21 protein-coding genes are annotated in these 25,698 nt (G+C 72.8%); 11 read left to right on the top strand and 10 right to left on the bottom strand.

Annotated elements, in window-relative coordinates:
* Positions 1-59 precede the first annotated feature (59 nt).
* Positions 60-656: a TetR/AcrR family transcriptional regulator gene (locus HB370_RS31060; protein WP_030777926.1), complete on the bottom strand. Its 597-nt coding sequence runs from the start codon at positions 654-656 to the stop codon at positions 60-62.
* Between the two features lie 156 nt (positions 657-812).
* Here HB370_RS31060 and HB370_RS31055 point away from each other — a divergent pair, with 156 nt between their 5' ends.
* Positions 813-1,772 (top strand): alpha/beta fold hydrolase, encoded by a 960-nt coding sequence (locus HB370_RS31055; protein WP_030777925.1) that lies wholly within the window; start codon positions 813-815, stop codon positions 1,770-1,772.
* A 161-nt stretch (positions 1,773-1,933) separates the two neighbouring features.
* Here HB370_RS31055 and HB370_RS31050 read toward each other — a convergent pair whose 3' ends face one another.
* The 6 genes from HB370_RS31050 to HB370_RS31025 form a co-directional block, all read right to left on the bottom strand.
* Positions 1,934-2,383 (bottom strand): DUF523 domain-containing protein, encoded by a 450-nt coding sequence (locus tag HB370_RS31050; RefSeq protein WP_030777924.1) that lies wholly within the window; start codon positions 2,381-2,383, stop codon positions 1,934-1,936.
* A gap of 58 nt (positions 2,384-2,441) precedes the next feature.
* Entirely contained in the window at positions 2,442-2,978 is a 537-nt protein-coding gene (locus tag HB370_RS31045; protein WP_037700643.1) for a methylated-DNA--[protein]-cysteine S-methyltransferase, read from the bottom strand.
* A gap of 60 nt (positions 2,979-3,038) precedes the next feature.
* A complete protein-coding gene (locus HB370_RS31040; protein ID WP_030777919.1) occupies positions 3,039-4,436 on the bottom strand; it encodes a DNA-3-methyladenine glycosylase 2 family protein in 1,398 nt (465 codons plus the stop codon).
* A gap of 86 nt (positions 4,437-4,522) precedes the next feature.
* Positions 4,523-5,617 (bottom strand): ribosome small subunit-dependent GTPase A, encoded by a 1,095-nt coding sequence (gene rsgA, locus HB370_RS31035; protein ID WP_030777918.1) that lies wholly within the window; start codon positions 5,615-5,617, stop codon positions 4,523-4,525.
* Between the two features lie 237 nt (positions 5,618-5,854).
* Positions 5,855-7,207, bottom strand: coding sequence for a radical SAM protein (locus HB370_RS31030; RefSeq protein WP_030777916.1), 1,353 nt, complete (start codon positions 7,205-7,207; stop codon positions 5,855-5,857).
* 301 nt (positions 7,208-7,508) lie between these two features.
* On the bottom strand, positions 7,509-8,516 hold the full coding sequence (locus HB370_RS31025; protein WP_030777914.1) for a hydroxyacid dehydrogenase: 1,008 nt from the start codon (positions 8,514-8,516) through the stop codon (positions 7,509-7,511).
* A 102-nt stretch (positions 8,517-8,618) separates the two neighbouring features.
* Between HB370_RS31025 and HB370_RS31020 the strand changes: the two genes are divergently transcribed.
* The 9 genes from HB370_RS31020 to HB370_RS30980 all read left to right on the top strand — a co-directional run bounded on the left by HB370_RS31020 (position 8,619) and on the right by HB370_RS30980 (position 20,202).
* Positions 8,619-9,872, top strand: a complete 1,254-nt coding sequence (locus tag HB370_RS31020) for an FAD-binding protein (protein WP_030777912.1) — start codon at positions 8,619-8,621, stop codon at positions 9,870-9,872.
* Between the two features lie 203 nt (positions 9,873-10,075).
* A complete protein-coding gene (locus HB370_RS31015) occupies positions 10,076-11,317 on the top strand; it encodes an ROK family transcriptional regulator (protein ID WP_030777910.1) in 1,242 nt (413 codons plus the stop codon).
* 189 nt (positions 11,318-11,506) lie between these two features.
* Positions 11,507-12,769, top strand: a complete 1,263-nt coding sequence (locus HB370_RS31010) for a sugar ABC transporter substrate-binding protein (protein WP_030777908.1) — start codon at positions 11,507-11,509, stop codon at positions 12,767-12,769.
* A 20-nt stretch (positions 12,770-12,789) separates the two neighbouring features.
* A complete protein-coding gene (locus tag HB370_RS31005) occupies positions 12,790-13,743 on the top strand; it encodes a sugar ABC transporter permease (RefSeq protein ID WP_030777907.1) in 954 nt (317 codons plus the stop codon).
* Complete coding sequence (locus tag HB370_RS31000) at positions 13,740-14,606, top strand: carbohydrate ABC transporter permease (protein WP_030777904.1); 867 nt, start codon at positions 13,740-13,742, stop codon at positions 14,604-14,606. Before HB370_RS31005 ends, HB370_RS31000 begins: the two co-directional genes overlap by 4 nt.
* A 12-nt stretch (positions 14,607-14,618) precedes the next feature.
* Positions 14,619-17,483, top strand: coding sequence for a glycoside hydrolase family 2 TIM barrel-domain containing protein (locus HB370_RS30995; protein WP_030777902.1), 2,865 nt, complete (start codon positions 14,619-14,621; stop codon positions 17,481-17,483).
* A gap of 52 nt (positions 17,484-17,535) precedes the next feature.
* The gene (locus HB370_RS30990; protein ID WP_030777900.1) at positions 17,536-18,852 is read left to right on the top strand and encodes a jacalin-like lectin; all 1,317 of its coding nucleotides are present in this window, start codon (positions 17,536-17,538) and stop codon (positions 18,850-18,852) included.
* Between the two features lie 56 nt (positions 18,853-18,908).
* Positions 18,909-19,493, top strand: a complete 585-nt coding sequence (locus HB370_RS30985) for a TetR-like C-terminal domain-containing protein (protein WP_030777899.1) — start codon at positions 18,909-18,911, stop codon at positions 19,491-19,493.
* Positions 19,486-20,202 carry an alpha/beta fold hydrolase gene (locus HB370_RS30980; RefSeq protein ID WP_030777897.1) on the top strand — a complete coding sequence of 239 codons (717 nt, stop codon included), beginning with the start codon at positions 19,486-19,488 and terminating at the stop codon, positions 20,200-20,202. The genes HB370_RS30985 and HB370_RS30980 overlap by 8 nt, the downstream gene beginning before the upstream one ends.
* Here the strand turns inward: HB370_RS30980 and HB370_RS30975 are convergent.
* The 3 genes from HB370_RS30975 to HB370_RS30965 form a co-directional block, all read right to left on the bottom strand.
* Positions 20,136-20,945, bottom strand: coding sequence for an isocitrate lyase/phosphoenolpyruvate mutase family protein (locus tag HB370_RS30975; RefSeq protein ID WP_030777895.1), 810 nt, complete (start codon positions 20,943-20,945; stop codon positions 20,136-20,138). The two genes, HB370_RS30980 and HB370_RS30975, sit on opposite strands and share 67 nt — an antisense overlap.
* Positions 20,946-21,001: 56 nt before the next feature.
* Positions 21,002-22,705 carry a DUF2264 domain-containing protein gene (locus HB370_RS30970; RefSeq protein ID WP_030777893.1) on the bottom strand — a complete coding sequence of 568 codons (1,704 nt, stop codon included), beginning with the start codon at positions 22,703-22,705 and terminating at the stop codon, positions 21,002-21,004.
* A 73-nt stretch (positions 22,706-22,778) separates the two neighbouring features.
* Positions 22,779-23,825, bottom strand: coding sequence for a rhamnogalacturonan acetylesterase (locus HB370_RS30965; RefSeq protein ID WP_030777891.1), 1,047 nt, complete (start codon positions 23,823-23,825; stop codon positions 22,779-22,781).
* A 190-nt stretch (positions 23,826-24,015) separates the two neighbouring features.
* Here HB370_RS30965 and HB370_RS30960 point away from each other — a divergent pair, with 190 nt between their 5' ends.
* Positions 24,016-25,695, top strand: a complete 1,680-nt coding sequence (locus HB370_RS30960; RefSeq protein WP_030777889.1) for a rhamnogalacturonan lyase B N-terminal domain-containing protein — start codon at positions 24,016-24,018, stop codon at positions 25,693-25,695.
* Positions 25,696-25,698 lie beyond the last annotated feature (3 nt).

The following is a 25,698-nucleotide window of genomic DNA, read 5'->3' as shown; positions in this document are numbered from 1 at the left end:
CGGGGCCGGCGGAGTGATGCCGGTGCCCGCGTACAGGCCGGGTTCCCGTGGCAGGACGGTCAGTCGCTCGTCGGCCGCAACCCGTGAAGGAGCAGTTCGATCAGCCTTCGAGGGTCGTAGCGGGTGGGGTCGCTGTCGCGTCCGACGCAGAGGTTGCCGATGCCGCGCATGAGTTCGTAGGGCTGTATGCCGGGCCTGATGTCGCCCGCGGCGACGGCGGCGTCGAGCAGCTGGGCGCAGACGGGCAACAGCCGGTCCAGGAAGTGGGTGTGCAGCGTGGCGAAACGGTCGCTGTCGGACTGGAGGGCGTCGGCGAGTCCGTGCTTGGTGACCAGGAAGTCGGTGAACAGGCCGACCCACTGGCGCAGCGCCTCGAACGGGGAGGCCGCGTCGGCCAGCAGCTTCGGGCCGGCTTCGGCGCATGCCTCGATCTGGTGGTGATAGACGGCGGTGACCAGGTCCGCCCGAGTGGGGAAGTGGCGGTAGAGCGTCCCCAGCCCGACACCCGCCCGGGCGGCGATCTGGCGGATCGGCGCGTCGATCCCCGAGGTCACGAACACCTCCGCGGCGGCGTCGAGCAGCGCCTGCTGGTTGCGCAGCGCGTCCGCCCGCTTGCTGTGGGCGGACCCTCCTCTGGCCGGGCCTGCTGCGGGCACCACGTTCTCCTTCCGGCGGCCATTGACGAAACGGATCAGCGTTCCATATTTTAATCGGAACAACGATCCGCTTTCAGGTTAGCTGACTGCGGGCGCTCCGCCATCCCCGCCACCGGACCCGGACGGCGGCGGGGGCCATCGAAGGGCATGCTCCTCATGAGTGCACCTGCTTACACAACCGACACCCTCCACTCGCCCACCCCTGTCCTTTCGGTCAGCCCGGTGGTGCTGCCCGCCCCCGGCCGCGCCGTGGACCTCCAGGTCCGCGTCTCCGCGCCGGTGACCGGGAGCGAGCTGCCGGTCATCCTCCTCTCGCACGGACTCGGTTTCTCCAACAACCTCTCCTCGCTGAACGGCTACGCCCCGCTCGCGAACTTCTGGGCCGCACGTGGCTTCGTCGTCGTCCAGCCCACCCACCTGGACTCCAGGACGCTGAACCTGGAGCCCGACGCCCCCGGAGCCGTCGCCCACTGGCGCACCCGGGCCGAGGACATGACGCGCGTCCTCGACCAGCTCCACCTGATCGAGGATGCCGTCCCACAGCTCGCCGGCCGCCTGGACCGCAGCCGGGTCGCCGTCGCCGGGCACTCCATGGGCGGACACACCGCGAGCCTGCTGCTCGGCGCCCGGCTCACCGATCCCCACGACGGAACGACGGTGGACCTGGCCGATTCCCGGATCAAGGCGGGCGTCCTGCTCGCCGCGCCCGGCCGGGGCGGCGACGCCCTCACCGAGTTCGCCGCCGAGAACTACTCCTTCTTCCTGACCACCGACTTCTCCACGATGAAGACGCCCGCGCTCGTGGTCGCCGGAGACAAGGACGCCTCCGCCTTCCTGACCGTCAGCGGCCCGGACTGGCACACCGACCCCTACGTCCTCTCCCCGGGCCCCAAGTCCCTGCTCACCGTGTTCGACGCGGAACACGGGCTCGGGGGGATCTCCGGATACGACGTCGCCGAAACCACGGACGAGAACCCCGAGCGGGCCGCCGCCGTCGCCACGCTCGCCTGGGCCTACCTGCGCAGCGAGCTCTACCCCGGGGACTCCGCCTGGCAGACGGCCCGCGAAGCGCTGACGGCCGGCCCGAACCCGTTCGGACGGGTCGAATCCAAGTAGGTCCGAGTGGGGCTGTCGCCCGGCTCCGCCTGATCGGGCCGCCTGGCCGTGGCCGTCCGGGGCGGGTGAGTCATCGCCACGGATCCCGGCCCCCTCCCGGGGCTACCGGACGGGCCGAGCCACTGGGACAAGCCGTGACCAGCCGTCGCCCACCCGCTCCTTCACGCTCCGGGCGCGGGCCGGACCGTGATGCCGTTCCGTTCGAGCAGGGCCGCGGTGACTCCGTCGCCTGCCGTCAGCCGGCCGGTGAACGAGCCGTCGTAGACCGTGCCGCGGCCGCACGAGGGGCTGCGCGGCATCAGCAGGGCCTCCCGGCAGCCGCCGCGCCGGGCCGCCGCGAGCGCGAGGCGGGCTCCGGCGACGAACTCCGCCGTCACGTCGCGGCCCATGTCGTCGACCACGCGTGCCACGCCGTCGAGCACGGCGTGCCCGTCGCCGCCGACCAGCTCGGCGGGGCGCCTCGGGGTCATGAGACCGCCCGCGGTCTCCGGGCAGAAGGAGACCGGCTCCCGGCCGGCGACCAAGGTCTCGACCTCCGGAGACGCCTTGTGCCGGCCGTCGAATCGACACGGCACCCCGCGCAGACACGCGCTCACCAGGACTGTTTCCATACCGGAAGGCTAGCCGTGCCCCGCGCGAGGGACTGGGGGTACGCCGGCGGTGATGCCTCTAGTCCGCGGGCCCCGAGGGCACCCCTTCCGGGTGTGCGGGCGTCCCGGGCTGGAGGGCGCCCTCCAGGGTGAGCAGGCGGAGTTTGCGCTCGAGGCCGCCCGCGTATCCGGTCAGCGTGCCGTTCGCGCCGATCACCCGGTGGCAGGGGCGCAGGATGAGCAGCGGGTTGGCGCCGATCGCCCCGCCGACGGCGCGCACGGCGACGCGGGCCGCGCCGATCCGGGCGGCGATCTCCCCGTAGGTGACGGTGGTGCCGTAGGGCACCTCGTCCAGCGCGGCCCACACCGCCCGCCGGAACTCGGTGCCGGACGCCCGCAGCGGCAGCCGGAACTCGGTCCGCTCGCCGGCGAAGTACGCGGCGAGCTGCTCGGCGGCGGCCCGGAACGGGCCGGGGTCGGCCCGCCAGTCGTCGCGCACGCTCCGCCCGCCCTTCTGCCCGGGCACCGACAGCGAGGTGAGCGCGCCGTCCGCGTCCGCGGTGAGCAGCAGCGGCCCGACGGGGGCGTCCAGGTGGGTGTAGTACACGGTGGTCATCGGACCGGTGTTCCTCGCTTCGTGGGTGATGGGGTCGGTGCTTCCCGGTGGGCCCGGCCCTCAGGGGATCCGCTCCCCCGCCACCCGCAGGTGCCGGACGGCGTACGACCGCCAGGGCCGCCAGGTGTCGGGGAGGCCGGCGCCGGGCGGGGCGACGTCGGGGTCGCCGAGGGCGCGGACACGGAGGGTGGCGACGGTGTCCGGGTCCATGCCGGGCAGGGCGAGCAGGGCCTCCTCGGCGGTGTGCCGGTCGGCGCCCGGGTCCAGCCGTACGGTGCCGTCGGCGAGGGCGGCGGCGAGCGCGCCCAGCGGGCCGCCGGGCTCGGCCTCGGCGAGGACGGCGGGCTCGGGGAAGAGGTGGGTGAGGCCGCCGTGCGGCGCGTCGAGCGGTTTGCCGTACCGGCGTACCAGTTCCCCGGCGCCTTCGGGGCCGGACAGGGCGCGTACGGCGGGCTCCAGCGGGTCCACGGCGCCGGGCGAGCGCAGCCCGGGGCGGGCGGCGACGAGCGGGGCGAGCCGGGGGTCGGCGCCGAGCCGTTCATCGACGGCGTACGGGTCGGCGTCCAGGTCGAACAGCCTGCGCAGCCGCTGCACCGCGGTGGTGAGGTCCCTGGGGTCGGTGAGGCGTACCCGGGCGTCGAGCCAGCCGCCCGGGTGGGTTCCGCCGCGGGACCGGGCGCAGTGGACGCGTTCCCGGACGGCGGCGATCCCGGTGCCGTAGGGCAGCCGCAGGGTGCGCCGGTAGGTGCGGGCGCCGGGTGCGCCGGTCACCTCCTCGACGCCGGGGACGGCCTCCCGGGCGAGCTGGTCGAAGACGGCCGCCGCCTGGTAGGGGCCGCGGTGGGCGAGCCGGAGCGGGATGCCCGTGCCGGGTGTGGCCCGGCGGGCGGCCCGGTCCCCGCCGGCGGCGGCCCGCAGCTCGGTCGGGGTCGCGGCGTAGACCTCGCGGATGGTGTCGTTGAATTGACGCAAACTGTTGAACCCGGACGCGAACGCGATCTCGGTCACCGGCAGTCCGGTGGTCTGGAGCAGCACGCGCGCGGTGTGCGCGCGCTGGGTCCGGGCGAGCGCCACGGGCCCGGCCCCGAGTTCGGCGGTGAGCTGGCGCTGCACCTGCCGGGCGCTGTAGCCGAGCCGCGCGGCGAGCCCGGCGACGCCCTCCCGGTCCACGACGCCGTCGGCGATCAGGCGCATGGCCCGGCCGGTGACGTCCGCGCGGACGTTCCACTCGGCCGAGCCGGGCACGGCGTCCGGCCGGCACCGCCGGCAGGCCCGGAAACCGGAGCGCTGCGCGGCGGCGGCCGTCGCGAAGAACCGTACGTTGTGCCGTTTCGGCGGCACGGCCGGGCAGCTGGGACGGCAGTAGATGCCGGTGGTCTCGACGGCGAAGAAGAACACCCCGTCGAACCGTGCGTCCCGGCTGCGTACCGCCTCGTACCTGCTGTCTTCGTCCTTCACGTGTCCCAGTGTGGGCCGGACGGGAAGGCCGGGGCCAGCGGGAATCGGACACCTAGCTCCCGGGGCCGGCCAGCCCCCGGGGCCCCCTAGCTCCAGCGGCCGCGCTTGGCCTCCATCGCCGCCCGGCCCTCGGCGCCCTTCCGCTTCCAGTCCCGGCGGAGTTCCGCGCGGACCCGGGCGTCGGTCTTGGCGGCGATCCACTGGTTCTCCCGCATCAGCTTGCGGTAGCTGTCCAGCCGGCGCTCGGGAAGACTGCCGTCGGCCACGGCGGCGCGCACCGCGCACCCCGGCTCGCTCTCGTGGGCGCAGTCGTGGAACCGGCACCCTTCGGCGAGCTCCTCGATCTCGGCGAAGACCTGTCCGACGCCGCCCTCCGCGTCGTAGAGGCCGACCCCGCGCAGCCCGGGGGTGTCGATGAGGACCCCGCCGGTGGGCAGGGGGAGCAGGTTGCGGGTGGTGGTGGTGTGCCGGCCCTTGCCGTCGACGTCCCGGGCGGCCTGTACGTCCATGACGTCCGCGCCGACGAGCACGTTGGCGAGGGTGGACTTGCCGGCGCCGGACTGGCCGAGCAGCACGCTCGTACCGGAGCCGACGAGTGCCACGAGCACGTCGAGCCCGTCGCCGTGCAGGGCGCTGACGCTGAGCACGGGCACGCCGGGCGCGCTGGTCTCCACGTCCCGCACCAGGTGGGCGAGGGTGACCGGGTCGGGCACGAGGTCGGCCTTGGTGAGGACGACGACGGGCTGGGCGCCGGACTCCCAGGCGAGGGCGAGGAACCGTTCGACGCGGCCGAGGTCGAGTTCCACGGCGAGGGACACGGCGACGACGGCGTGGTCGACGTTGGCGGCGAGGATCTGTCCCTCGGACCGCTTGGAGGAGGTGGAGCGGACGAAGGCGGTGCGGCGGGGCAGGTAGGCGCGGGCGTAGCGCGGGTCGCCGTCGGGGTCGACGGCGACCCAGTCCCCGGTGCACACGACCTTCATCGGGTCGCGGGGCACGACGTACTCGGTGTCGGCCCGGACGGTGCCGGCCGCGGTGACGACGTCGCACTGGCCCCGGTCGACCCGCACGACCCGGCCGGGCACCAGCCCGTCGGCCTCGTACGGGGCGAACGCGGCGGCCCAGTCCTCGTCCCAGCCGTAGGGAGCGAGCGCGGAGAACACAGCAGAGGTGGAAGACAACGGGAGAGACCCTTCACAAGGGCGGCCCCGGACACACGCGCACGAGGCGCGGTGGGTTCAGCCGGCGGCCACGGAGGTGGACTTGAGGAGTTCCTGGATGAGGGCAGCGCCCAGCACAGTGACAGCCATCGGTCGACACCTCCTCGTTCTCACTCGTCGTTCGCACGCCACCTCGGCGTGTGGCCCAACTCTAGCCCGCGGGCGGGGCCGTGCGTCAAAGGGTTTTTTCCCGGCTCCTCAACTCGCCGTGGACGCCGCCCCGTCGAGCTCTCGCCGGCCGTCCGGTTCGTCCGCGGGCAGGCTGTCCATGAAGGAGCTGACGGAGAACACGGCGCGGCCGGGTCCGGGCGGGCCGTAGCCGGGCGGGGAGGACAGGCCGAAGTCGTCCATGGTCTGCCGGTAGGCCTCCAGCAGGCGGATGTGGTACTCCAGCGGCGCGCCCTGCGGGTTGGCCTTGCCGAGCGGGGTGGTGGGCTCCGGGCACCAGGTGGTGAAGCGGGGCGTGATGCCGTGGGACATGAAGAAGCGCAGGCCCTCGGTGGTGGAGGCGATGGCCTCGTCGACGGTGGTGAAGCCGAAGGGCTCGGCCATCTCCACGCCCGCCACGAAGTTCGGGATGACGTTGCGCGCGCCGAAGATCTCGGCGGAGTCCAGGATGCGGCGGTGCCACTCGTCCCGGCCGACGTAGCGCTCCTTGCCGGGGCAGTACAGCTCGAACAGCCGGCGGTCCCACACCTCGAAGTTGGGGTGGTAGATCTGCACGCCGTAGTCCTTGAACCGCTGTACGTCCGCCTTGGGCAGCGCCTGGGCGACGACCTTGCCGATCCAGCGGCCCGGGAAGCGCTCCTCGATGGCCTTGGCGTAGTGGCCGTAGAAGTCGGCCTCGTCCCGGCCCGCCACCTTGGAGGTGATCGCGCCGCCGGTGAGGGTGTAGGCGGTGGACGCCTTCTGGGTGTCGTACCGGTCGATGATCTCCAGGGCTTCGAGGACCTCCTCGACGTCCTTGACCCCGGTGTACGGCCGCCCGGCCGCCTTGTGCTGGCGCCAGTTGTGGTTGATGTCGCAATACTGGCACTCCTCCTTGGCGCCGAAGTACTGGCAGACCCGGAAGACGGTGAGGTAGATCAGGTAGCCCCACTGGATGGTCGGTGCGACCTCCATCACGGACTTCCCGTTGGACAGGGTGTGCCGGTAGTACTCGGGCATCGGCGGGACGCCGACGTCGGCGATGCGCGTGCCGTCGAGGTAGAGCCCGAGCAGCCCCTCCTCGTCGGCGGCGACCCGGTACGGCGAGGCGGGGTTCACCCGTACGGAGACCACGGTGCGCCGCAGGTCGTACGGACCGCCGGTGAGGATGATCTCCTCCGGGGGCCGGCGCAGCGCGGCCTCGCCCAGCTCGGGCAGGGTGCCGTGGTCGAAGGAGAAGATGAAGTAGGACTTCGGCTTGACGTCCCCGTCCTCGTTGTCGCTCAGGGCGGACTTGTCGAAGGCGACACCGCCCCGCAGCAGGTCCTCTTTGAAGACGGCCTCCCGCGGGACGTGCGGGAACCGCTCCATCAGATCCTCGACCAGCGCGGTACGACTGCCCATTCGTCTTTCTCCTCCCGGTTCAGGCGTACGGATCACACCGTATGCCCCCGCCCGGGGCTCAGCCGTGCCGGGTCCCCGCCCGGCGCGCAATGTGGTCGGGTACGGCGGTGCCGGGCGGCAGCGCCGGGTCGGGTACGGGGGCGCCCCGGACCCCGGCCGGCGGCAGGGCGCCGGCCCCAGGCCGAGCGCGGCGTCGGGGCCGTCGCCGTCGGCGGGGGCGCCGGCGCAGCCCCTCCGGCTTCTCCTCGGATCGTCTCGTGCTTCGCCGATCAGGCGAGGGAATGCGTAGCCGCGTCGGCGTTCAGGCCGTGCGTTCCAGTACCGCCTCGTCGACCGTGTGCCGCAGTGCCTCGCCGGACGACAGCCGCTCGGCCTCCTCCACCATCGCCCGGCCGAGGCGGGCCACCTCGTTGCCCAGCGAGCCCGCCAGGTGCGGGGTGACGAAGGCGTTCGGCAGGTCGTACAGCGCGGAGCCGGCGGGCAGTGGCTCGGGGTCGGTCACGTCCAGGACGGCGCTCAGGCGTCCGGAGCGCAGGTGCGCGATCAGTGCCTCGTGGTCGACCAAGGCGCCGCGCGCGGTGTTGATCAGCACGGCTCCGTCGCGCATGAGGCCGAGCCGGCGGGTGTCGATCAGCCGGTGGGTCTCGGCGGTCTGCGGCGCGTGCAGGCTGACGATGTCGCAGGTGCGCAGCAGGTCGTCCAGCGGCAACAGCCGTACGCCGAGCCGGGCGGCCTCGGCGGCGTCCACGTACGGGTCGGCGAGCGTGACGTCGAGGTCGTGCGGGCGGAGCAGCTCGATCAGGCGGCGGCCGACCCGGGAGGCGCCGACGACGCCGACGCGGCGGCCGTGGTTGCCGATGCCGGGGAGGATGCCGTCGTAGGGGAAGGCGCGCCGGGCGCGTGTCTCGTCGCGGAGGGCGAAGACGTCCTTGCCGGCGAGCAGGATCATGGCCAGGGTGTATTCGGCGACGGGTACGGCGTTGGCCTCGGCGGCCGAGGAGACGGCGATGCCCCGCCGCCACACCTCGGGGGTGGTGAACCCCTTGACCGAGCCGGCCGCGTGCAGCACGGCCCGCAGGCGCGGGGCCGCGTCCAGGACGGCCCGGTCCAGGCGGGGGCAGCCCCAGCCGGTGATGAGGATCTCGGTCCGGGCGAGCGCTTCCCGTACCCGGGGTTCGGTGAAGTCCTCGGCCACCAGGGCGGGATCGACGTCCACGCACGCCCGCAGCCGCTCCAGCAGCTTCGGCGGGAACACCTCCGGCACGTTCCGGGCTGTCATGGCGAACAGGGCGCGGGGCCGCTCGGTCAAGGAAAGGGCCTCCCGGCTCGGTGACGCACGGACAGCAACCGTTCTCTACGGTAGGTCCCGGCCGATGAGAGGGTCAATGGATCACGACGTGCGGGAGACAGGATGACGGACGTGACGGAGACGGTCACCAACTGGGCGCGGAGCGTCACCTATACGGTCAAGGAGTTCCACCGCCCGCGATCGACGCAGGAGCTGCGGGCGGTGGTGGCGGGCAGCCCGAAGGTGCGGGTCCTGGGCAGCGGGCACTCCTTCAACCGGATCGCCGACCCCGGCGAGGAGGGGGTGCTGGTGTCGATCGCCGGTCTGCCTCCGGTGATCGACGTGGACACCGCGGCCCGTACGGTCCGGGTGTCCGGGGGCGTCCGGTACGCCGAACTCGCCCAGGCGGTGCACGCCCGGGGGCTGGCGCTGCCCAACATGGCCTCGCTGCCGCACATCTCGGTGGCGGGCTCGGTGGCGACCGGCACCCATGGCTCGGGGGTGCACAACGCTCCGCTCGCGGTGGCCGTGCGGGAGGTGGAGCTGCTCACCGCCGACGGATCGACGGTCACGACAGGCCGCGGGGACGCCCGCTTCGACGGCGCCGTGACCTCGCTCGGCGCCCTCGGCGTGGTCACCGCCCTCACCCTGGACCTGGAACCGGCCTACGAGGTCGAGCAGCACGTGTTCACCGAACTGCCGTTGGACGGCCTGGACTTCGAGGCGGTGGCGGGGTCGGCGTACAGCGTGAGCCTGTTCACCGACTGGCGGCGGCCGGGCTTCAGGCAGGTGTGGGTCAAGCGCCGGACCGATCAGCCGGCGGTGGACTTCCCGTGGGCCGAGCCAGCGACCGAGGCACTGCACCCGGTGCCGGGGATGCCCGCCGCCAACTGCACGCGCCAGTTGGGGGTGCCGGGGCCCTGGCACGAGCGACTGCCGCACTTCCGGGCCGAGTTCACGCCCAGCAACGGCGAGGAGATCCAGTCGGAGTACCTGCTGCCGCGCGCGGCCGCGCTGGACGCGCTGCACGCGGTGGACGCCATCCGGGAGACGGTCGCCGGGGTGCTCCAGATCTGCGAGGTGCGCACGATCGCCGCCGACGCGCAGTGGCTCAGCCCCGCCCACGCCCGGGACTCGGTCGCGCTGCACTTCACCTGGGTGCGCGACGAGCCGGCGGTACTTCCGGTGGTGCGCCGGCTGGAGGAGGCGCTGGCCCCGTTCGATCCGCGTCCGCACTGGGGGAAGGTCTTCGGCATCCCGGCGGCGGACCTCCGCGACCGGTACGCCCGGCTCGCCGACTTCCGCGCGCTGGCCCGCGCGCTGGACCCGGCGGGCACGTTCACCAACGGCTTCGTACGGGACCTCCTCGGGGAGTGACGGGAACGGCCGGCCGGACAGGCACGGCGACCGGCCGGCGGCGGGGCACCGCAGTGACCCGGTGACCTGCCCCGGCGGACCGCCGCACTTCCTCCACCCCCTTTCCTAACCCCTTGTCGAACGCGACACCCAGCCCATAGCCTGACGCCGCGCCGGTGTCATGCCGCCTGGGCCGGGCCGGACGGAAAGGGAGGGACAGCCGCGTGAAGCGCACATCGCGCGACATCCGCACCGCGAACCGTTACGAGGTGCTGCGCCAGATCATCGCCGAGTCCCCCACCTCCCGGCAGGAGTTGGCCGCCGCCACCGGGCTGAGCCTGGCCACGGTGGCCACACTCGTCGGCGAACTGCTGGACCTCCGCATGATCACGGAGGTGGGCTTCGAGGACTCGGCCGGCGGCCGCCCCCGGGGGCTGGTCGCCGTCAACGCGTCGGGCGGCGCGCTGATCGGCGTGGACATCGCGGAGACGTACGTCCACGTCGAGCTGTTCGACCTGGCGCTGAACGTACTGGCCCGGGCCGACGAGGACATGCGGCCCGGGGAGAGCCGGCCCGAGCAGGTGGTGGGGCATGTCGCCGCCGCGGTCGGCTCGGTGGTCGCCCAGGCGGGCGTCGAGGCGGCCCGGGTGCTCGGCGTCGGGGTGAGCGTGCCGGGCCAGGTGGACCGGGACTCGGGGGTCGCCGAGTACGCGCCCAACTGGGACTGGCACGACGTGCCGTTGCTCGATCTGCTCGCCGAACACATCGCCTACCCGCTCTACTTGGACAACCCGTTGCGTGCCTGCGCGGTGGCCGAGCTGTGGTTCGGGGCGGCGCGGGGCCGCGGGGACGCCGTGGTGGTCAACCTCGGTACCGGGGTCGGCGCCGGGCTCGCGCTCGGCGGCGGGCTGCACCGGGGGGTGAGCAACAGCGCCGGCGAATGGGGGCACACCACGCTCGTCCTGGACGGCCGGCCCTGCCACTGCGGCAACCACGGCTGTGTGGAGACGTACGTCGGGGCACCCGGCATCATGCGGAACCTGAGCGAACTCGACCCGGGCTCCCCGCTGTTGCACCCCCAGGACCAGACGGCCACCATCGACGCGCTGGCCCGCGCGGTCGCCGGGCAGGACCCGGTGGCGCTCAAGGTGGTCCAGGACACCGCCCGTTACCTCGGCGCGGGCATCGCCGACCTGATCAATCTGCTCAATCCCGAAGTGGTCGTGCTCAGCAGCTGGGTGGCCGCCCGGCTGGGCGAGCCGCTGCTCGACGAGGTCCGCCGGGCGGTCGCCCGGCACGCGCTGCGCCGGCCGCTGGCCGCCACCGAGATCGTGCTCTCCCCGGTCCCCACCGACCCGGTGTCCCTCGGCGCGGCCACGTTCGCCCTGGAGGGGGCGCTGCGATCGGTCGGGCAGCGGACGGTGCGACGCCCGCGGGCGGGCAGCCGTACGGCACCGCCGACCTGACACGGCCCATCTCCCGTTCGCTGTAAGCCCGTTCGCGATCCCGAACGGCGGGCAACAACTCGTACGCACTTCGTCCAACCCCTTGCCGAAGCCTTAGGCGAAGGTTAGCGTCCCGCACCACACCCCCTTCGGCCCTCGGGCACCGGGCGTGCGAGCCGTAGCCGCACTCGACCAGACAAGGACGTCAGCATGTCGGCACACAGCAGCACCTGGGACCGTCGATCGATACTCCGGGCCGCCGCGGGCCTGGCCGCCGCCGGGACGCTCGGCGCGTGCGGAAGCAACAACGGGCGTGGCGGCGGCTCGGGTTCGGGCAAGCGGCTGGTGCAGTACTTCCACGCCTACGGCGAACCGGGCACCGAGCAGGCGATCAAGCGCTACGCGAAGGCGTACTCCAAGGCGGACGTGACCACGCAGTGGATCACCGGCTCCAACTTCGAGAGCAAACTCTTCGCGTCCCTGCTCACCGACCAGGCGCCGGACCTGTTCGAGTTCCACCCGCAGATCCAGCTCGTCAGAAGCGGCCAGGTCGCGGACCTGACCGATCTCATCGCACCGGTCAAGGACGACTTCAACCGGGCCGACATCCAGTCGCACACGGTGGACGGCAAGGTCTACGGCGTGCGGATGATCGACGACCCGCAGTTCTTCTTCTACCGCAAGTCGATGCTCCAGAAGGCGGGCGTCGAGCCGCCGCGGACGCTGGACGAACTGGTGGAGGCCGCCGCCAGGCTCACCACGAGCAAGGTCAAGGGCCTGTTCCTCGGCAACGACCTGCACGCGGTGATCAACCCGCTGATCTGGTCGGCCGGCGCGGACACCCTGAACGAGAAGAACGAGATCGCCTATCACACGGACGCCGTGGTCGCGGGCCTGAGGACGATGCGGAAGCTGTTCACCAGCGGCCATCTGCTGCTGGACGCCCCGGCCGACTTCTGGGACCCGTCGGCGCTGAGCCAGGGCCTGTGCGCCATACAGTTCTGCGGGATGTGGGCCATGCCGCAGTTCCAGCAGACCCTCGGTGACGACCTCGGCATCATGCCGTTCCCGAAGGTCGGTGACGCGGGCCGGCCGTCCGTCTACAACGGCGGCTGGTCGATGTTCGTCAACGCCAAGGGGAAGAACGTCGACGCGGCCAAGGAGTACGTCAAGTGGCTGTGGCTCGACCAGAAGCAGTACCAGGAGGACTGGGCGACCTCGTACGGCTTCCACATCCCGCCCCGCACCTCCATCGCGCAGGCGACCGGCAAACTGGAGTCGGGACTGCCGGCGGAGGGCGTGCGGCTCTTCAACGAGTACGGGCACTTCGACAACATCGGCTGGACCCAGGCGATGATCACCGCGACGGAGGACCTCTTCGCCGACTGCGTCCGCAAGGGCGGTGATCCCGAGGCCGCGCTCGACCGGTGCGACAAGACGGTGAACGCCGAGCTGAAGAAGCTGTTCGGATAGGCCGCCGGACGGATCCCGAGATGTCGACCACCACCACGCGCGCGGGGACGGCCCGCGCCGCCGGGGCCCCGCCCCGGCGGCGGCTGCGCGGCAGCCGCACCCTCAACTTCTGGCTCTTCACCGGCCCGTTCCTGCTCGGGCTGGCCGTCTTCGTCTACGTCCCGATCGGCTGGAGCCTCTACCTCAGCTTCTTCGAGGCCCGCTTCACGGTGACGCCCAGCGAGTTCGTGGGGCTGGGCAACTACCGGGAGATCCTGTCCGACAGCGGGTTCATGGGCTCGCTCGGCACCTTCACCGTGTTCGCCGCCTTCATCGTGCCCACCACCTGGGCGCTCTCGCTGGGCCTGGCGCTGCTGGTGAACCGGCTGCGGTTCATGCGGGCGTTCTACCGTTCGGTGTTCTTCCTGCCGACCGCGTGCAGCTATGTCGCCGCCTCGCTGATCTGGAGGATGTCCCTCTTCAACGGGGTGCGCTTCGGTCTGGCCAACACCGTCCTCGGCCTGTTCGGCGTGGACAACACCGCCTGGCTCGCCAGCCCGGACCCGCCCTGGTACTGGCTGGTCATCATCACCGCGCGGCTGTGGCTCCAGTCCGGCTTCTACATGATCCTGTTCCTGGCCGCGCTCCAGAACATCCCGCGGGAGCTGTACGAGGCGGCCGCCATCGACGGGGCCAAGCCCGGCTGGCAGACCTTCCGGCACATCACGCTGCCGCAGCTGCGGGCCACTTCGACGGCCGTCATCCTGCTGCTGCTCGTGGCCGCCTACCAGGCCTTCGACGAGTTCTTCAACCTGCTGTCCAAGACCACCTGGGGCCGTCCGCCGCTGGTCGAGCTGTACTACACCGCGCTCGGCCAGGACCAGAACTACGGCAAGGGCAGCGCGGGCGCCGTGGTGCTGACCGTGCTGATCTGCGTCGTCACCCTGTTCCAGGGAAAGATCATGGGCTTCGGCAGGGGGGAGGAGTCCAAGTGACCACCACCGCACCCGAGTCCCGCGGCCGCGCCCGGCGCGGCGGCCTGATGGGCTCCACCGGGCTGTACCTCGCGACCAGCGTCGCCGCGCTGCTCTTCCTCGTCCCGTTCTATCTGCTGGTCCGCAACGCCCTGTCCACCGACCCGGAGATCACCGGCGAGGACTGGAAGTTCTTCCCGAGCCACATCCAGTGGGGCAACATCACCGAGCCGTTCGACGACCCGACGGTGGACTTCGGCCGGTCGATGTGGAACTCGCTGGTCGTCGGCGTCCTGCACACGGTCGGCACCCTGCTCGTGTGCTCGCTGGCCGGCTACGCCCTCGCCCGCATCCCCTACCGGCACGCCGACAAGGTCTTCTACGCCGTCCTGGTGACCCTGATGGTCCCGGCCGCGGTCACTTTCGTGCCGAGTTTCGTGCTGGTGTCGTCACTCGGCTGGGTGGACAGCTACCGGGGGCTGATCATCCCGGGGCTGTTCAGCGGTTTCACCTGCTTCCTGTTCCGGCAGTACTTCCTCGGGTTCCCCAAGGAACTGGAGGAGGCGGCGCGCGTGGACGGGCTCGGATACTGGGGCGCGTACTGGCGTGTCGTGGTGCCGAACTCGCTGAACTTCTTCGCGGCGATCGCCACGATCACCTTCATCAGCGGCTGGAACGCCTTCCTGTGGCCGCTGGTCATCGGCCAGGACCCGAGCGCCTGGACCGTGCAGGTCGCGCTCTCGTCGTACATGACCAACCAGACCGTCAACTACCACCTGATCTTCATGGCGACCGCCATCTCGATCCTGCCCCTGCTGTTCGTGTTCCTCTTCCTCCAGCGCTGGCTGGTGCAGGGGATCGCGCAGACCGGCATCAAGGGCTGAGCTAGGAGACCCATGTCCGTGACCACGACCACCGAGTACGTCGAGGACGTCTCGCCGGGCTCCGGGGCGCTGCCGCCCCGCGCCTGGTACGCGTCCTCCGACGCCCCGTCCCTGTCCCTCGACGGCACCTGGCGCTTCCGGCTGTCGGACACGGCCGACGCCGAGGACGACTCCTTCGCGGCGCGCGGGTACGACGCCGACGGCTGGGCGGAGGTCTCGGTGCCCGGCCACTGGGTGCTCCAGGGCCACGGCTCCCCCGCCTACACCAACCATCTCTATCCCTTCCCGGTCGACCCGCCCCGGGTGCCGACCGAGAACCCGACCGGCGACCACCTGCGCGTGTTCGACCTGCCCGACGGCTGGCCGGCGGAGGGGGGCGCGGTGCTCCGCTTCGACGGCGTGGAGTCCTGCGCCCGGGTCTGGCTGAACGGCACGGACCTCGGCGAGTTCAAGGGCTCCCGGCTGCCGCACGAGTTCGCGGTCGGACACTTGCTGAGGCCGGCCGGCAACGTGCTGGCCGTGCGGGTGCACCAGTGGTCGGCGGGCTCGTACCTGGAGGACCAGGACCAGTGGTGGCTGCCGGGCATCTTCCGGGACGTCACCCTGCTGCACCGCCCGGCGGGCTGCGTCCTCGACTTCTTCGTGCACGCCTCCTACGACCACACCACCGGCACGGGCACGCTGCGGGTCGACTCCGACACGGACGGCCGGGTGACCGTGCCGGAGCTGGGCGTCGACGTGCCCACCGGGGAACCGGTGACGGTGCCGGTGGAGCCGTGGTCGGCGGAGACACCCCGGCTGTACGAGGGGGTGCTGGCCACCGAGGGCGAGCGGGTGCCGCTGCGCATCGGCTTCCGCACGGTGGAGTTGTCGGACGGGCTGCTCAAGGTCAACGGGAAGGCGGTCCTGTTCAAGGGCGTCAACCGGCACGAGTGGCACCCCGAGAAGGGCCGGGCGCTGGACCTCGCGACGATGCGCGAGGACGTGCTGCTGATGAAGCGGCACAACATCAACGCGGTCCGCACCTCCCACTATCCCCCGCACCCGGCCTTCCTCGACCTGTGCGACGAGTTCGGGCTGTGGGTGATCGACGAGTGCGACCTGGAGACGCACGGCTTCACCGAACAGGGCTGGCGGGACAACCCGGTCGACGACGACCGGTGGACGCCGGCCCTGCTGGACCGGGCGGCCCGGATGGTGGAGCGGGACAAGAACCACCCGTCGGTCGTGGTGTGGTCGCTGGGCAACGAGGCCGGCACCGGACGGGGCCTGACCGCGATGGCCGAGTGGATCCGCGGCCGTGACGCCTCCCGGCTGCTGCACTACGAGGGCGACGCCGACTGCCGCGACACGGACGTGTATTCACGGATGTACGCGAGCCACGCCGAGGTGGAGCGGATCGGCCGGGGCCTGGACGGCGGGCCGCGCCGGCGCCGCCAACTGCCCTTCATCCTGTGCGAGTACGCCCACGCCATGGGCAACGGCCCCGGCGGACTCGCCGACTACCAGCGGCTGTTCCGCTCCTACGACCGGCTCCAGGGCGGCTTCGTCTGGGAGTGGATCGACCACGGCATCGCCCATCCCGGGCTGGGGTACGCCTACGGCGGCGACTTCGGCGAGGAACTGCACGACGGCAACTTCGTCTGCGACGGCCTGCTGTTCCCGGACCGGCGGCCGTCCCCGGGGCTGATCGAGTACAAGAAGGTGATCGAGCCCGTCACCCTCACCGGCGACGGCACGGCCGGCACCGTCCGCGTCACCAACGGCTACGACTTCGCCGACCTTTCGGCGCTGGCGTTCTCCTGGTCGTACGAGGTCGAGGGCGAACCGGTGGCGGAGGGGACGCTGCCGGTGCCCGCGCTGGCTCCCGGCGAGTCCGCCGAGGTCGAGCTGCCCGCCGTACCGGACGGGGCGCCGTCCGGCGAGGCGCTGTGGACCGTCCGGGCACGGCTCGCCACCGGCGCCGCCTGGGCGCCGGCGGGGCATGTCGTCGCCTGGGGCCAGATCCCGGTGACGGAGCGCCGGGTGCCGTCCGTCGCCGCGACCGCCCGGCCGGTGCCCGGTGACGGGGTGATCGTCCTGGGTCCGGCCACGTTCGACGCCCGGACCGGTGCGGTGCGGACGATCGGCGGCGTGCCGGTGACGGGTCTGCGGCTGGACGTGTGGCGGGCCACCACCGACAACGACGACGGCGCGGCCTGGCAGGGCGACCTGCGCCACGGGCCGCTGTGGCGGAAGCTGGGCCTGCACCGGATGCGGCACCGCCTGGACGCGGTGGAGTCGGGCGAGGACGCCCTGACGGTCCGTACCCGGGTGGCGCCGGCCGCCCGGGAGACGGGGCTCGCGACGGTGTACCGGTGGACGTCGGACGGCGACCGGCTCCGGCTGACGGTGTCCACCGTCCCGGACGGCGACTGGACCGTCCCGCTGCCCCGCCTCGGCATCCGCTTCGGCCTGCGGGCCGCCGACCGGGTGCGGTGGTACGGCGGCGGACCGGGCGAGGCGTATCCGGACACCCGGGCGGCGGCGCTGACCGGCCGCTGGGAGGCGGCCGTGGACGACCTCCAGACGCCGTACGTACGCCCGCAGGAGAACGGCGCCCGGATCGACGTGCGCTGGGCGGAGCTGGGCGGCCTGCGGATCGAGGGCGACCCGGCGTTCTTCCTGACCGCCCGCCGCTGGACCACCGAGCAGCTGGACGCCGCCGCCCACCGCACCGACCTGGTGCCCGGCGACACGGTCTGGGTGAACCTCGACCACGGGCAGCACGGCATCGGCTCCCAGTCCTGTGGCCCGGGCCCGCTGCCCCGGTACCACCTGCGGGCCGAACCGGCGGAGTTCTCGTTCGTCTTCTCGGCGACAGACAGCGTTTTCTGAACTCCCCTGTCGTGACGGCCGGGTTGACGTGAACATGGGTCCTATGCGACCCATGGGACGACTTCTCGGCGCTCTCGCCGCCGGCCTGCTGGCCGTGTCCGGGCTGACCGCCTCCGCGGGCACGGCACGGGCCGCAGGCTCAGGGAGCTTCAGCGTCTTGACGTACAACGTGGCCGGACTGCCGGAGGGCATCAGCTCCAGCCATCCGGCGGTCAACACCCCGCTGATCTCCCCCAGACTGGCGGACTACGGCATCGTCAACGTCCAGGAGGACTTCAACTACCACGCGGCGCTCTACGCGGGCGACCACCACCCCTACCGCACGGCCACGAGCGGCGGCGCGGGCTTCGGTGACGGCCTCAACACCCTGTCCGCCTATCCGCTGGAGGACTTCGAGCGGGTGAGGTGGAACGACTGCACCGGCACCAACTGCCTCACCCCCAAGGGCTTCACCCTGGCCCGGGTGCGGCTCGCCGAGGGCGTGTACGTGGACCTGTACAACCTGCACCCCAACGCCGACGACAGCGCCGACGCCCTGGCCGCCCGGCGGGCCAACATCGCCCAGCTGTCGGCCTTCATCAGGGCCAACTCGGCGGGCAACGCGGTGATCGTGATGGGTGACACCAACACCCGCTACACCCGTGCCGGCGACAACATCCGCACGCTCGTCGACGAGGGCGGCCTGACCGACGCCTGGGTACGGCTGGTCAAGGGCGGTACGGCCCCCGCGCAGGGCGCCGATCCGCTGCTGTGCCCGGCGTCCGCGCCGCCCGACGACTGCGAGGTGGTCGACAAGGTGCTCTACCGGAGCGGGCCCCTGCTCTCCCTGACCGCGACGCGCTACCACGACGAGTGGGCCGAGTTCCTGGACGCGGCCGGCGGCAACCTCTCCGACCACTTCCCGCACACCGTCGACTTCTCCTACACGCCGAACCCCAGGCTCCGCGCGAGCGACTTCTTCGGCGGCCCGCACGGCACGGCCTTCAACGACGCCGCCGGCCTGCCGGCCACATCCGCCCCGCGCACCCTCACCCTGCGCGGCGGCGCCCGCCTGGACGCCGTGTCCCTCACCCACGACGGCGGCACGGTCCTCGGTCACGGCGGCACCGGCGGCACGGCCGCCTCGCTCACCCTCGCCGCCGGGGAACACCTCACCTCGGTGCGGCTCACCGAGGGCCAGAAGGACGGCCGTACCCGGATCTTCTCGGCCGCCTTCAGCACCGACCGGGGCCGCACGCTCGCCGCGGGCACACCGACCGCCGACGGCACCACCCTCACCGCCCCGGCCGGCTGGCAGATCGTGGGATTCACCGGCCGCTCCGGCGACGAGATCGACAAGCTGGGGGTGCTGTACGCGCCGATTCCCTGATGCACCGCTTTCCTAGATGCCCTAGGCTGCACCCTAGGAACTCAAGGGAGGTGGCCATGGTCCGGGCGGGACTCACCGTCGAGCGGCTGGTGGAGGCGGCGGCGGAGCTGGCGGACGAGGCCGGGTTCGACCGGCTCAGCGTCTCGGCGCTGGCCCGCCGCTTCGGCGTCAAGGACGCGAGCCTGTACTCGCACGTGCGCAACCTCCAGGACCTGCGCACCCGGCTCGCGCTGTACGCGGGCGGCGAGCTGATCGACCGGATCGCGGCGGCCGTGGCCGGCCGGGCGGGCAAGGAGGCGCTGACGGCGTTCGCCGGTGCCTACCGGGACTACGCCCTGGCGCACCCCGGCCGGTACGCGGCCACCCAGATCCGGATCGACCAGTCCCTGATCGCGGACTCCGCCGCGCTGCGCCGCACCGCCGAGATCACCTACGGCATGCTGCGCGGCTACGGCCTTACGGAGCCGGACCTGACGGACGCGGTCCGCCTGCTGCGCAGCACGTTCCACGGCTACTGCGTCCTGGAGAGCGCGGGCGGCTTCGGCGCCGACCGGGACGTACGGGCCTCCTGGGACAAGGCGGTCGACGCCCTGCACCTGGCCCTCACCCACTGGCCCCGGGAGGGGAAGAGCGATGACTGACACGCCGTACCACGACATCACGGGCCGCGGCCCGGTGCTGCTGCTCCTGCCGGGCGGGGCCGGGCATCCGATGGGCCTCGGCCCGCTCACCGAGCGGCTGGCCACGCGGTTCACCGTGGTCACCTACGATCCGCTGGGCCTCGCGCACGGCAGGCTCGGCCGGCCGATTCCCGAACAGCGGGTCGAGGACTGGAGCGAGGGCGCGCGGCGGGTGCTGGACGCGGTGGCGCCGACGGGCGAGCCGGCGTATGTGTTCGGCACCAGCTCGGGCGGCATCGCGGCCCTGGACCTGCTCGCCCGCCACCCGGGGCGGACGGCGCACGTGGTCGCGCACGAGCCGCCGTGTGTGACGGTCCTGCCGGACGGGGCCGCGCGGCGGGCGGAGCTGATCGAGCAGTTGGAGGGGTCCGGACGGCTGCCCGCCGAGGGCGAGTCGGCGACCCCGATGGGCGTCTTCCTCGCCCGTGTCCTGCGCCCGTTCACCGCGTACGCGCCCGCCGCCGCCCCGCCCCCGGGGCGCCTCACCCTCGCCGCCGGCACCGACTCGCGCGGTCAGCTCCTGTACCGCACCACCGAAGCCCTCGCCGGACGGCTGGGCCGTGCCTTCGCCGAGTTCCCGGGCGGGCATCTCGGCACGCTGGATCACCCGGTGGAGTTCGCGGACCGGCTCGCCGAGACGCTGCGGTCGAACGCCCGGACGTCGGCGTAGGAGGGGGTCGGGCCGCCCGGGGCGCGTCCGGCCGCGATGTCGGCCACCGCGTCCACGGCCGCGCCGAGCGCCCTGCGGTACAGCAGCGAGCCGAGGCTGACCCGGCGCACGCCGAGGTCGGCGAGGCGGGCGAGCGGGGGCCCTGCGGGCGAGTACAGGACGTTGAGGGGGGCCTCGGTGTGCCGGACGAGGGCGGCGATGCGCTCCGGGTCGGTCACACCGGGCACGAACACCCCGTCGGCGCCGGCCTCTTGGTAGGCGTCGAGCCGGCGCAGGGTGTCCCGCTCGTCCCCGTCGCCCGACCAGTGCGTGTCGGTACGGGCGTTGACGAACATCCCCGGCACGGCCGCCTTCACCGCCGCGATCTTCGCCGCGTGCCGGGCGGCCGGACCGAGGCCGTCCTCCAGGTTGATGCCTACGGCCCCGACGGCCCACAACTCGGTTGCCAGACGGGCGACTTCGTCCGGGTCGTCGCTGAAGCCCGCCTCGGCGTCCACGGAGAGCAGATACGGCTCGGAGCCGAGCGTCAGGGCGAGCCGGACGGTCTGCTCCCGGGTGGCGCCCGCCCCGTCGGGCAGTCCGGCGCCCGCCGCCACCGCCAGGCTGGTGGTGCCGATCGCGGGGAACCCCCGGGCGGCGAGGGCGGCGGCCGAGGCGTGGTCCCAGGCGTTGGGCAGTAACAGCGGCTCCCCCGGGCGGTGGTGGAGGCCGGCGAAGGAGACGGGGGCGTGCTCTGTGGTCATACGACCACGCTAGGCCCCGAACGGTTCGGCACCCGCCGAAGCGACCGTCCGCCCGCTCACCGGGGCGTCACCGACCACTTCGTGTCCTCGGCCGTGAACCGGAAGACCATGCCCGGCTCGCCGGGCCAGTTCACCCGCACCTCGCGTTCGTCCTCCCCCACCACCACGGACACCAGCCCGGACAGCGGTGGCGGTTCCGTCTCCCCGGTGAGCCGGGCGAGCGCCACGAAGAGCGCGGGGCCGCCGTCCGCCCCGGTGGCCCCGGTCAGCTCCGCCGACAGGCCGTGGGCCGGGGCGAGTTCGGCGCTCACCCCGTCCTGGTCCGGCCAGCCCGTCACCCGGACCGGCGTCCCGGGCGCCGCGCCCGCCACCAGATGAGCCCGTACCTCCACGGCTCCGCGCACCACCACCAGGCTGGTGACAGCGGTCCCCTCGCCCACGATGTGCCGGGAGGCGATCCAGCCCTCGCCCGTGCCGAGCGGCTCGATGCCCGTACGGCTCGGATCGCCGCCGACGATCACGCTGTTGTCGTACGACGGCTCGGGCGCGGTGGCGGTGGAGTAGGCGAGCCGGGTGTAGTAGGGGTCGTACCGGACGTCCTCGCTGCCGTGGTTGTGCAGCCGGACCAGTCCGTCCGAAGCCGTGGACTGCAGCAGCCAGTTGGGGACGGGCACCGGGTGGACCGCGTCGGCGCGTTCGGCGGGGGCCGCCTCCTCCGGTGCCGTCCACACCTCGTGGCCGGGCGGCAGCAGCAGGCCGAGGAAGCCCTTGCTCGCCCAGTACGGCGAGGCGGGACCGGAGTAGCTCTGCACCAGGGAGGTGTCGGGGGCGAGCCAGCCGAGCGGCAGCAGGCCCCGCTCGTCGACCGCGCCGCCGTCCAGGAAGTACCGCAGGGCACCCGAGGCCAGGCGCCGGGTCTGCCCCGGGGCGAGCGGGGTGTGCCCGGTGAGCGCGCCCAGCCAGAGCGGGGCGGTGGTGGCGAAACGGTAGGTCAGGGAGCGGCCCTGGCGCAGCGGGGCGCCGTCGCCGCCGAACAGGTGTGCGTAGTCGGCGAGATGGCGGGAGAGCCGGCGCCCGTAGCGGTCGAGGAGGGCGGTGTCGCCCGCGAGCCAGGCGTGCAGGACCGGGTAGAGGTGCATGGCCCAGCCGTTGTAGTAGTCGAACTTCCGGCCGTCGCCGTCGGTGTACCAGCCGTCACCCGCGTACCAGCTCTCGATCCGCTCCAGGCCCCGGTCGATCGCGGCGCGGGCCGCCTGCTCCCGGTACCCGATCTCCGCGAGGAAGCCGCCGACGGTGACCGGGAACAGCTCCCAGTTGCACGGCCAGGGCGCGGCGGTGAGGGCGTCCGCCAACCAGTCGGCGGTGCGCCGGCGCACGGGGTCGGCCAACCGGTCCCACAGCAGCGGCCGGGTCAGCCGCAGGGCGAGCGCGATCGAGGCGGCCTCCACCAGCGGCTGGCTCCGGTCGGTGATCCGGGGCCAGACCCCGCCGGGCCCGGCGGTGAGGCCGTCGGCGTACCGGCCGAGGGCGGTCTCGTCGCGGCGGAACGCGGCCAGCAGCAGGGTGCGGGCGTAGCCTTCGAGGCCGTCGGAGAGGCGGCCGGAGTGGCTCACGTGGTCGCCGGGGAGGTGGTAGAGGGCGCGGTCGGGGCTCGCGTACGGCTCGACGGCGGCGAGGAGCCGGTCGGCGGCGGCCTCCCAGTGGGCGCGGGTGTAGCCGGTGTACGGGCTCGACTCGCGGTCGTCGGCGGGGAGTTCGATCACGGCGGTGGCTGTCCTTCCTCGGCGGGAACCCGGGACGCCCCGGTTCCGGTCGGGGCGCCCCGGGGGCCTGTCACACCCGTACCCTGCCCTCGGGGACCAGGTGCCGGGCGAGCAGTTCGTCGCGGACCAGGCCCGCGAAGACGGTGGCGCCGTGCACGGAGGTGTGCGTGTTGTCGCGCTTCTCGTTGTACAGGTACAGCGCCTTGGAGGCCTCCGGGCCGAGGGACTCCACCAGGGCCTTGGTCTTCGCGGTGAGGTCGATCAGCGGGACGTCCTCGGCGGCGGCGACCGCGCGGATGACGGCCGGGTGGTCGACGCCGAGGCCGTTGACGAGCAGGGCGGTGCCGTTGTCCAGGGTGCCGTCGGCGTTGAACCAGCGGCGCACGACAGGTGTGACGAGCACCGGTTCGCCGCCCCGGTCCCGGATGCCGGCGACGAGGGTCTCCAGGTTGGCGCGGTAGGTGGCCTCGTCGGTGGTCTTGTCGTTGTGGGCGAGCTGGACGAGGACGAGGTCGCCGGGGCGGATCAGCGGCTGGACGGCGGCCCACAGCCGTGGGTCCCGGAGGTAGGTGACCGTGCTCTCGCCGGAGTCGGCGTGGTTGGCGACGGACAGGCCCTTGCGCAGGTACTGCGGGAGTTGCTGACCCCAGCCGGAGTAGGGGTCGGCGGGCTGGTCGCAGACCGTGGAGTCGCCGATGAGGAGGATACGGCGGGTCTGCCCGGACGGGGTGACCCGGATGGCTTCGAGGGCGGGAGCGGAGCCGCCGAGTGCCAGGTCCAGGCCGGGGGTTCCGTCGGGGCCGGTCGGTTCGCCCTCGGGGGTGCGGACGTCGACGGTGAAGCTCCGGGTGACGTGCTCGCCGGCCGGGACGGCGGTCTCCGGCAGCAGGGTGCGGCGGGTCTCGCCGGTGACGCGGGTGGCGGAGGCCGTGGCGGCGCCGAGCCGGACGGTCACGTCGTAGGTGCCCGGCGGGACGTCGAAGTGGCAGGCGGTGGCGGTGCAGTGCTCGATGCCGGGCGGCCGTCCGGTGTGGGCCCGGGCCGGGGCCGCCGTCAGGACCGTGCCGAGGGCGAGGGCGGTCAGGGTGGCGCCGCGCAGGGCGGTGAAACGTCTCACTGGGGGGCTCCTCGGCGGTCGGCAAGGTCCGGCGGCTGGACCGTACCGCTACTGACAAGCGCTTTCTAGACCTGAGGCGGAATTCGCACGATCAACGATCCGGGACGTGTGAAAGCCCTTTCGCGAAAACGATTCAACTGTCACCCTGCCAGTCACCCGCACACCCGGACCTCCCGAAGGAGGCACCCCCATGTCCGGATCCCCCGCCGACGCGGTCACGCGTCGCGCCTTCGTCGCCGGCACCGCGGCCGTCGCCGGCTCGGCCGCCCTGGCCGGCCCGCTCGCCGGTGCCGCCGTCGCCGCCGGCTTCGGCTGGCGCGACGACGGGACGAACTACGTCGTCGACACCGGCGCGGCCCTGGTCTTCAAGGTCTCCAAGTCCACCGGCGACCTGACCTCGCTGGTCTACAAGGGCACCGAGTACCAGGGCTACGGCGGCAAGAACTCGCACATCGAGTCCGGCCTCGGCAGTTCCACGGTGACCCTGGCCCAGTCCGGCTCCACCATCCTGATCTCCGTCACCCACGGCACACTGCGCCACTACTACGCGGCCCGCAGCGGCGAGAACCACATCTACCTGTGGACCCACAAGGCCGACTCCTCGGTCAGCGCGACCCGCTTCATCCTGCGCGTCAAGGCGGGCCTGTTCCTCAACGACCAGCCCGACTCCTACACCTACACGACCAGCACCATCGAGGCGTCGGATGTCTTCGCCAAGCCCGACGGGCAGACCCGGTCCAAGCACTACTCCAAGGTGCGGGTCGTCGACTACGACTACACCGGCTGGTCCGCCGGCGGCGTCGGCCTGTGGATCGTGCGCAGCAACCACGAGAAGGCATCCGGCGGCCCCTTCTACCGCTCGCTGCTGCGTCACCAGAGCGCCGACGGCGGCGGGCTGTACGAGATCCTGTACTACGGGGAGAACCAGACGGAGGCCGAGCGCTACGGACTCCAGGGGCCGTACGTCATCGCGTTCACCGACGGCGGGGCACCCCCGGCCGCCCTGTACCCCGGCACGCTGACCACCCCGTGGGCCGACTCCCTGGGCATCGCCGGCTATGTACCGGACAGCGGGCGGGGCCGTGTCGCCGGGGTGGGCATCGCCGGGCGGGACACGGCGTACCCGTACACCGTGGGCCTGGCGAGCCCCTCGGCCCAGTACTGGGCCCCGGCGCGTGCCTCGGACGGGTACTTCTCGGTCTCCCGCGTGCTGCCCGGCACGTACACGCTGACCGTCTACAAGGGCGAACTGGCCGCCCACAGCGCCCAGGTGACCGTCACGGCGGGCACGACGACCACGCTGAACACACTCACCATTCCCTCGTCCAACGACCCGTCCCGGGCGAGCGCGATCTGGCGGATCGGGGACTGGGACGGCACCCCGAGCGGATTCAAGAACGCGGACCTGATGACGTACGCCCATCCGTCCGACGTGCGGGCCGCGCCCTGGACCGGGAACGTGGTGATCGGCAGCGGCACCGAGACGTCCGGCTTCCCCTGCTATCTGTGGAAGGGCGTCAACAGCGGCCTGCTCGTCTACTTCCGGCTCACCGCCGCACAGGCCGCCGCCGCGCACACCCTGAGGATCGGCGTGACGACGGCCTACGCCAACGGCCGGCCGCGGGTCACGGTCAACGACACCTGGACCTCGGCGATCCCCTCCCCGCCCGCCCAGCCGGCCACCCGTTCCCTGACGGTGGGCTCGTACCGGGGAAACAACCACACCTTCACCTACAGCGTCCCGGCCGCCGCCTGGCGCACGGACACCGGCCAGTACAACGTGCTGCGGATCGACGTGGTGAGCGGTTCGGGGACGACGGGTTACCTCAGCGCCGGTACGGCCGTCGACGCCATCGACCTCCTTGCCTGACAC

This window comes from Streptomyces sp. DSM 40868, from assembly GCF_011820545.1.
GTDB lineage: Bacteria > Actinomycetota > Actinomycetes > Streptomycetales > Streptomycetaceae > Streptomyces > Streptomyces eurythermus.
The sequence above is the reverse complement of the archived record's forward strand: the minus strand, read 5'-3'. Positions and strand labels throughout refer to the sequence as shown.

What these genes read in the sequence shown, in the direction of transcription:
- HB370_RS30990 (WP_030777900.1), top strand. Translation starts at nt 17,536, where the DNA reads ATGGGACGACTTCTCGGCGCTCTCGCCGCCGGCCTGCTGGCCGTGTCC.
- HB370_RS30995 (WP_030777902.1), top strand. Translation starts at nt 14,619, where the DNA reads ATGTCCGTGACCACGACCACCGAGTACGTCGAGGACGTCTCGCCGGGC.
- HB370_RS31030 (WP_030777916.1), bottom strand. Translation starts at nt 7,207, where the DNA reads ATGGGCAGTCGTACCGCGCTGGTCGAGGATCTGATGGAGCGGTTCCCG.
- HB370_RS31055 (WP_030777925.1), top strand. Translation starts at nt 813, where the DNA reads ATGAGTGCACCTGCTTACACAACCGACACCCTCCACTCGCCCACCCCT.
- HB370_RS30985 (WP_030777899.1), top strand. Translation starts at nt 18,909, where the DNA reads ATGGTCCGGGCGGGACTCACCGTCGAGCGGCTGGTGGAGGCGGCGGCG.
- HB370_RS30975 (WP_030777895.1), bottom strand. Translation starts at nt 20,945, where the DNA reads ATGACCACAGAGCACGCCCCCGTCTCCTTCGCCGGCCTCCACCACCGC.
- HB370_RS31020 (WP_030777912.1), top strand. Translation starts at nt 8,619, where the DNA reads ATGACGGACGTGACGGAGACGGTCACCAACTGGGCGCGGAGCGTCACC.
- HB370_RS31050 (WP_030777924.1), bottom strand. Translation starts at nt 2,383, where the DNA reads ATGGAAACAGTCCTGGTGAGCGCGTGTCTGCGCGGGGTGCCGTGTCGA.
- HB370_RS30980 (WP_030777897.1), top strand. Translation starts at nt 19,486, where the DNA reads ATGACTGACACGCCGTACCACGACATCACGGGCCGCGGCCCGGTGCTG.
- HB370_RS31010 (WP_030777908.1), top strand. Translation starts at nt 11,507, where the DNA reads ATGTCGGCACACAGCAGCACCTGGGACCGTCGATCGATACTCCGGGCC.
- HB370_RS31005 (WP_030777907.1), top strand. Translation starts at nt 12,790, where the DNA reads ATGTCGACCACCACCACGCGCGCGGGGACGGCCCGCGCCGCCGGGGCC.
- HB370_RS31045 (WP_037700643.1), bottom strand. Translation starts at nt 2,978, where the DNA reads ATGACCACCGTGTACTACACCCACCTGGACGCCCCCGTCGGGCCGCTG.
- HB370_RS30960 (WP_030777889.1), top strand. Translation starts at nt 24,016, where the DNA reads ATGTCCGGATCCCCCGCCGACGCGGTCACGCGTCGCGCCTTCGTCGCC.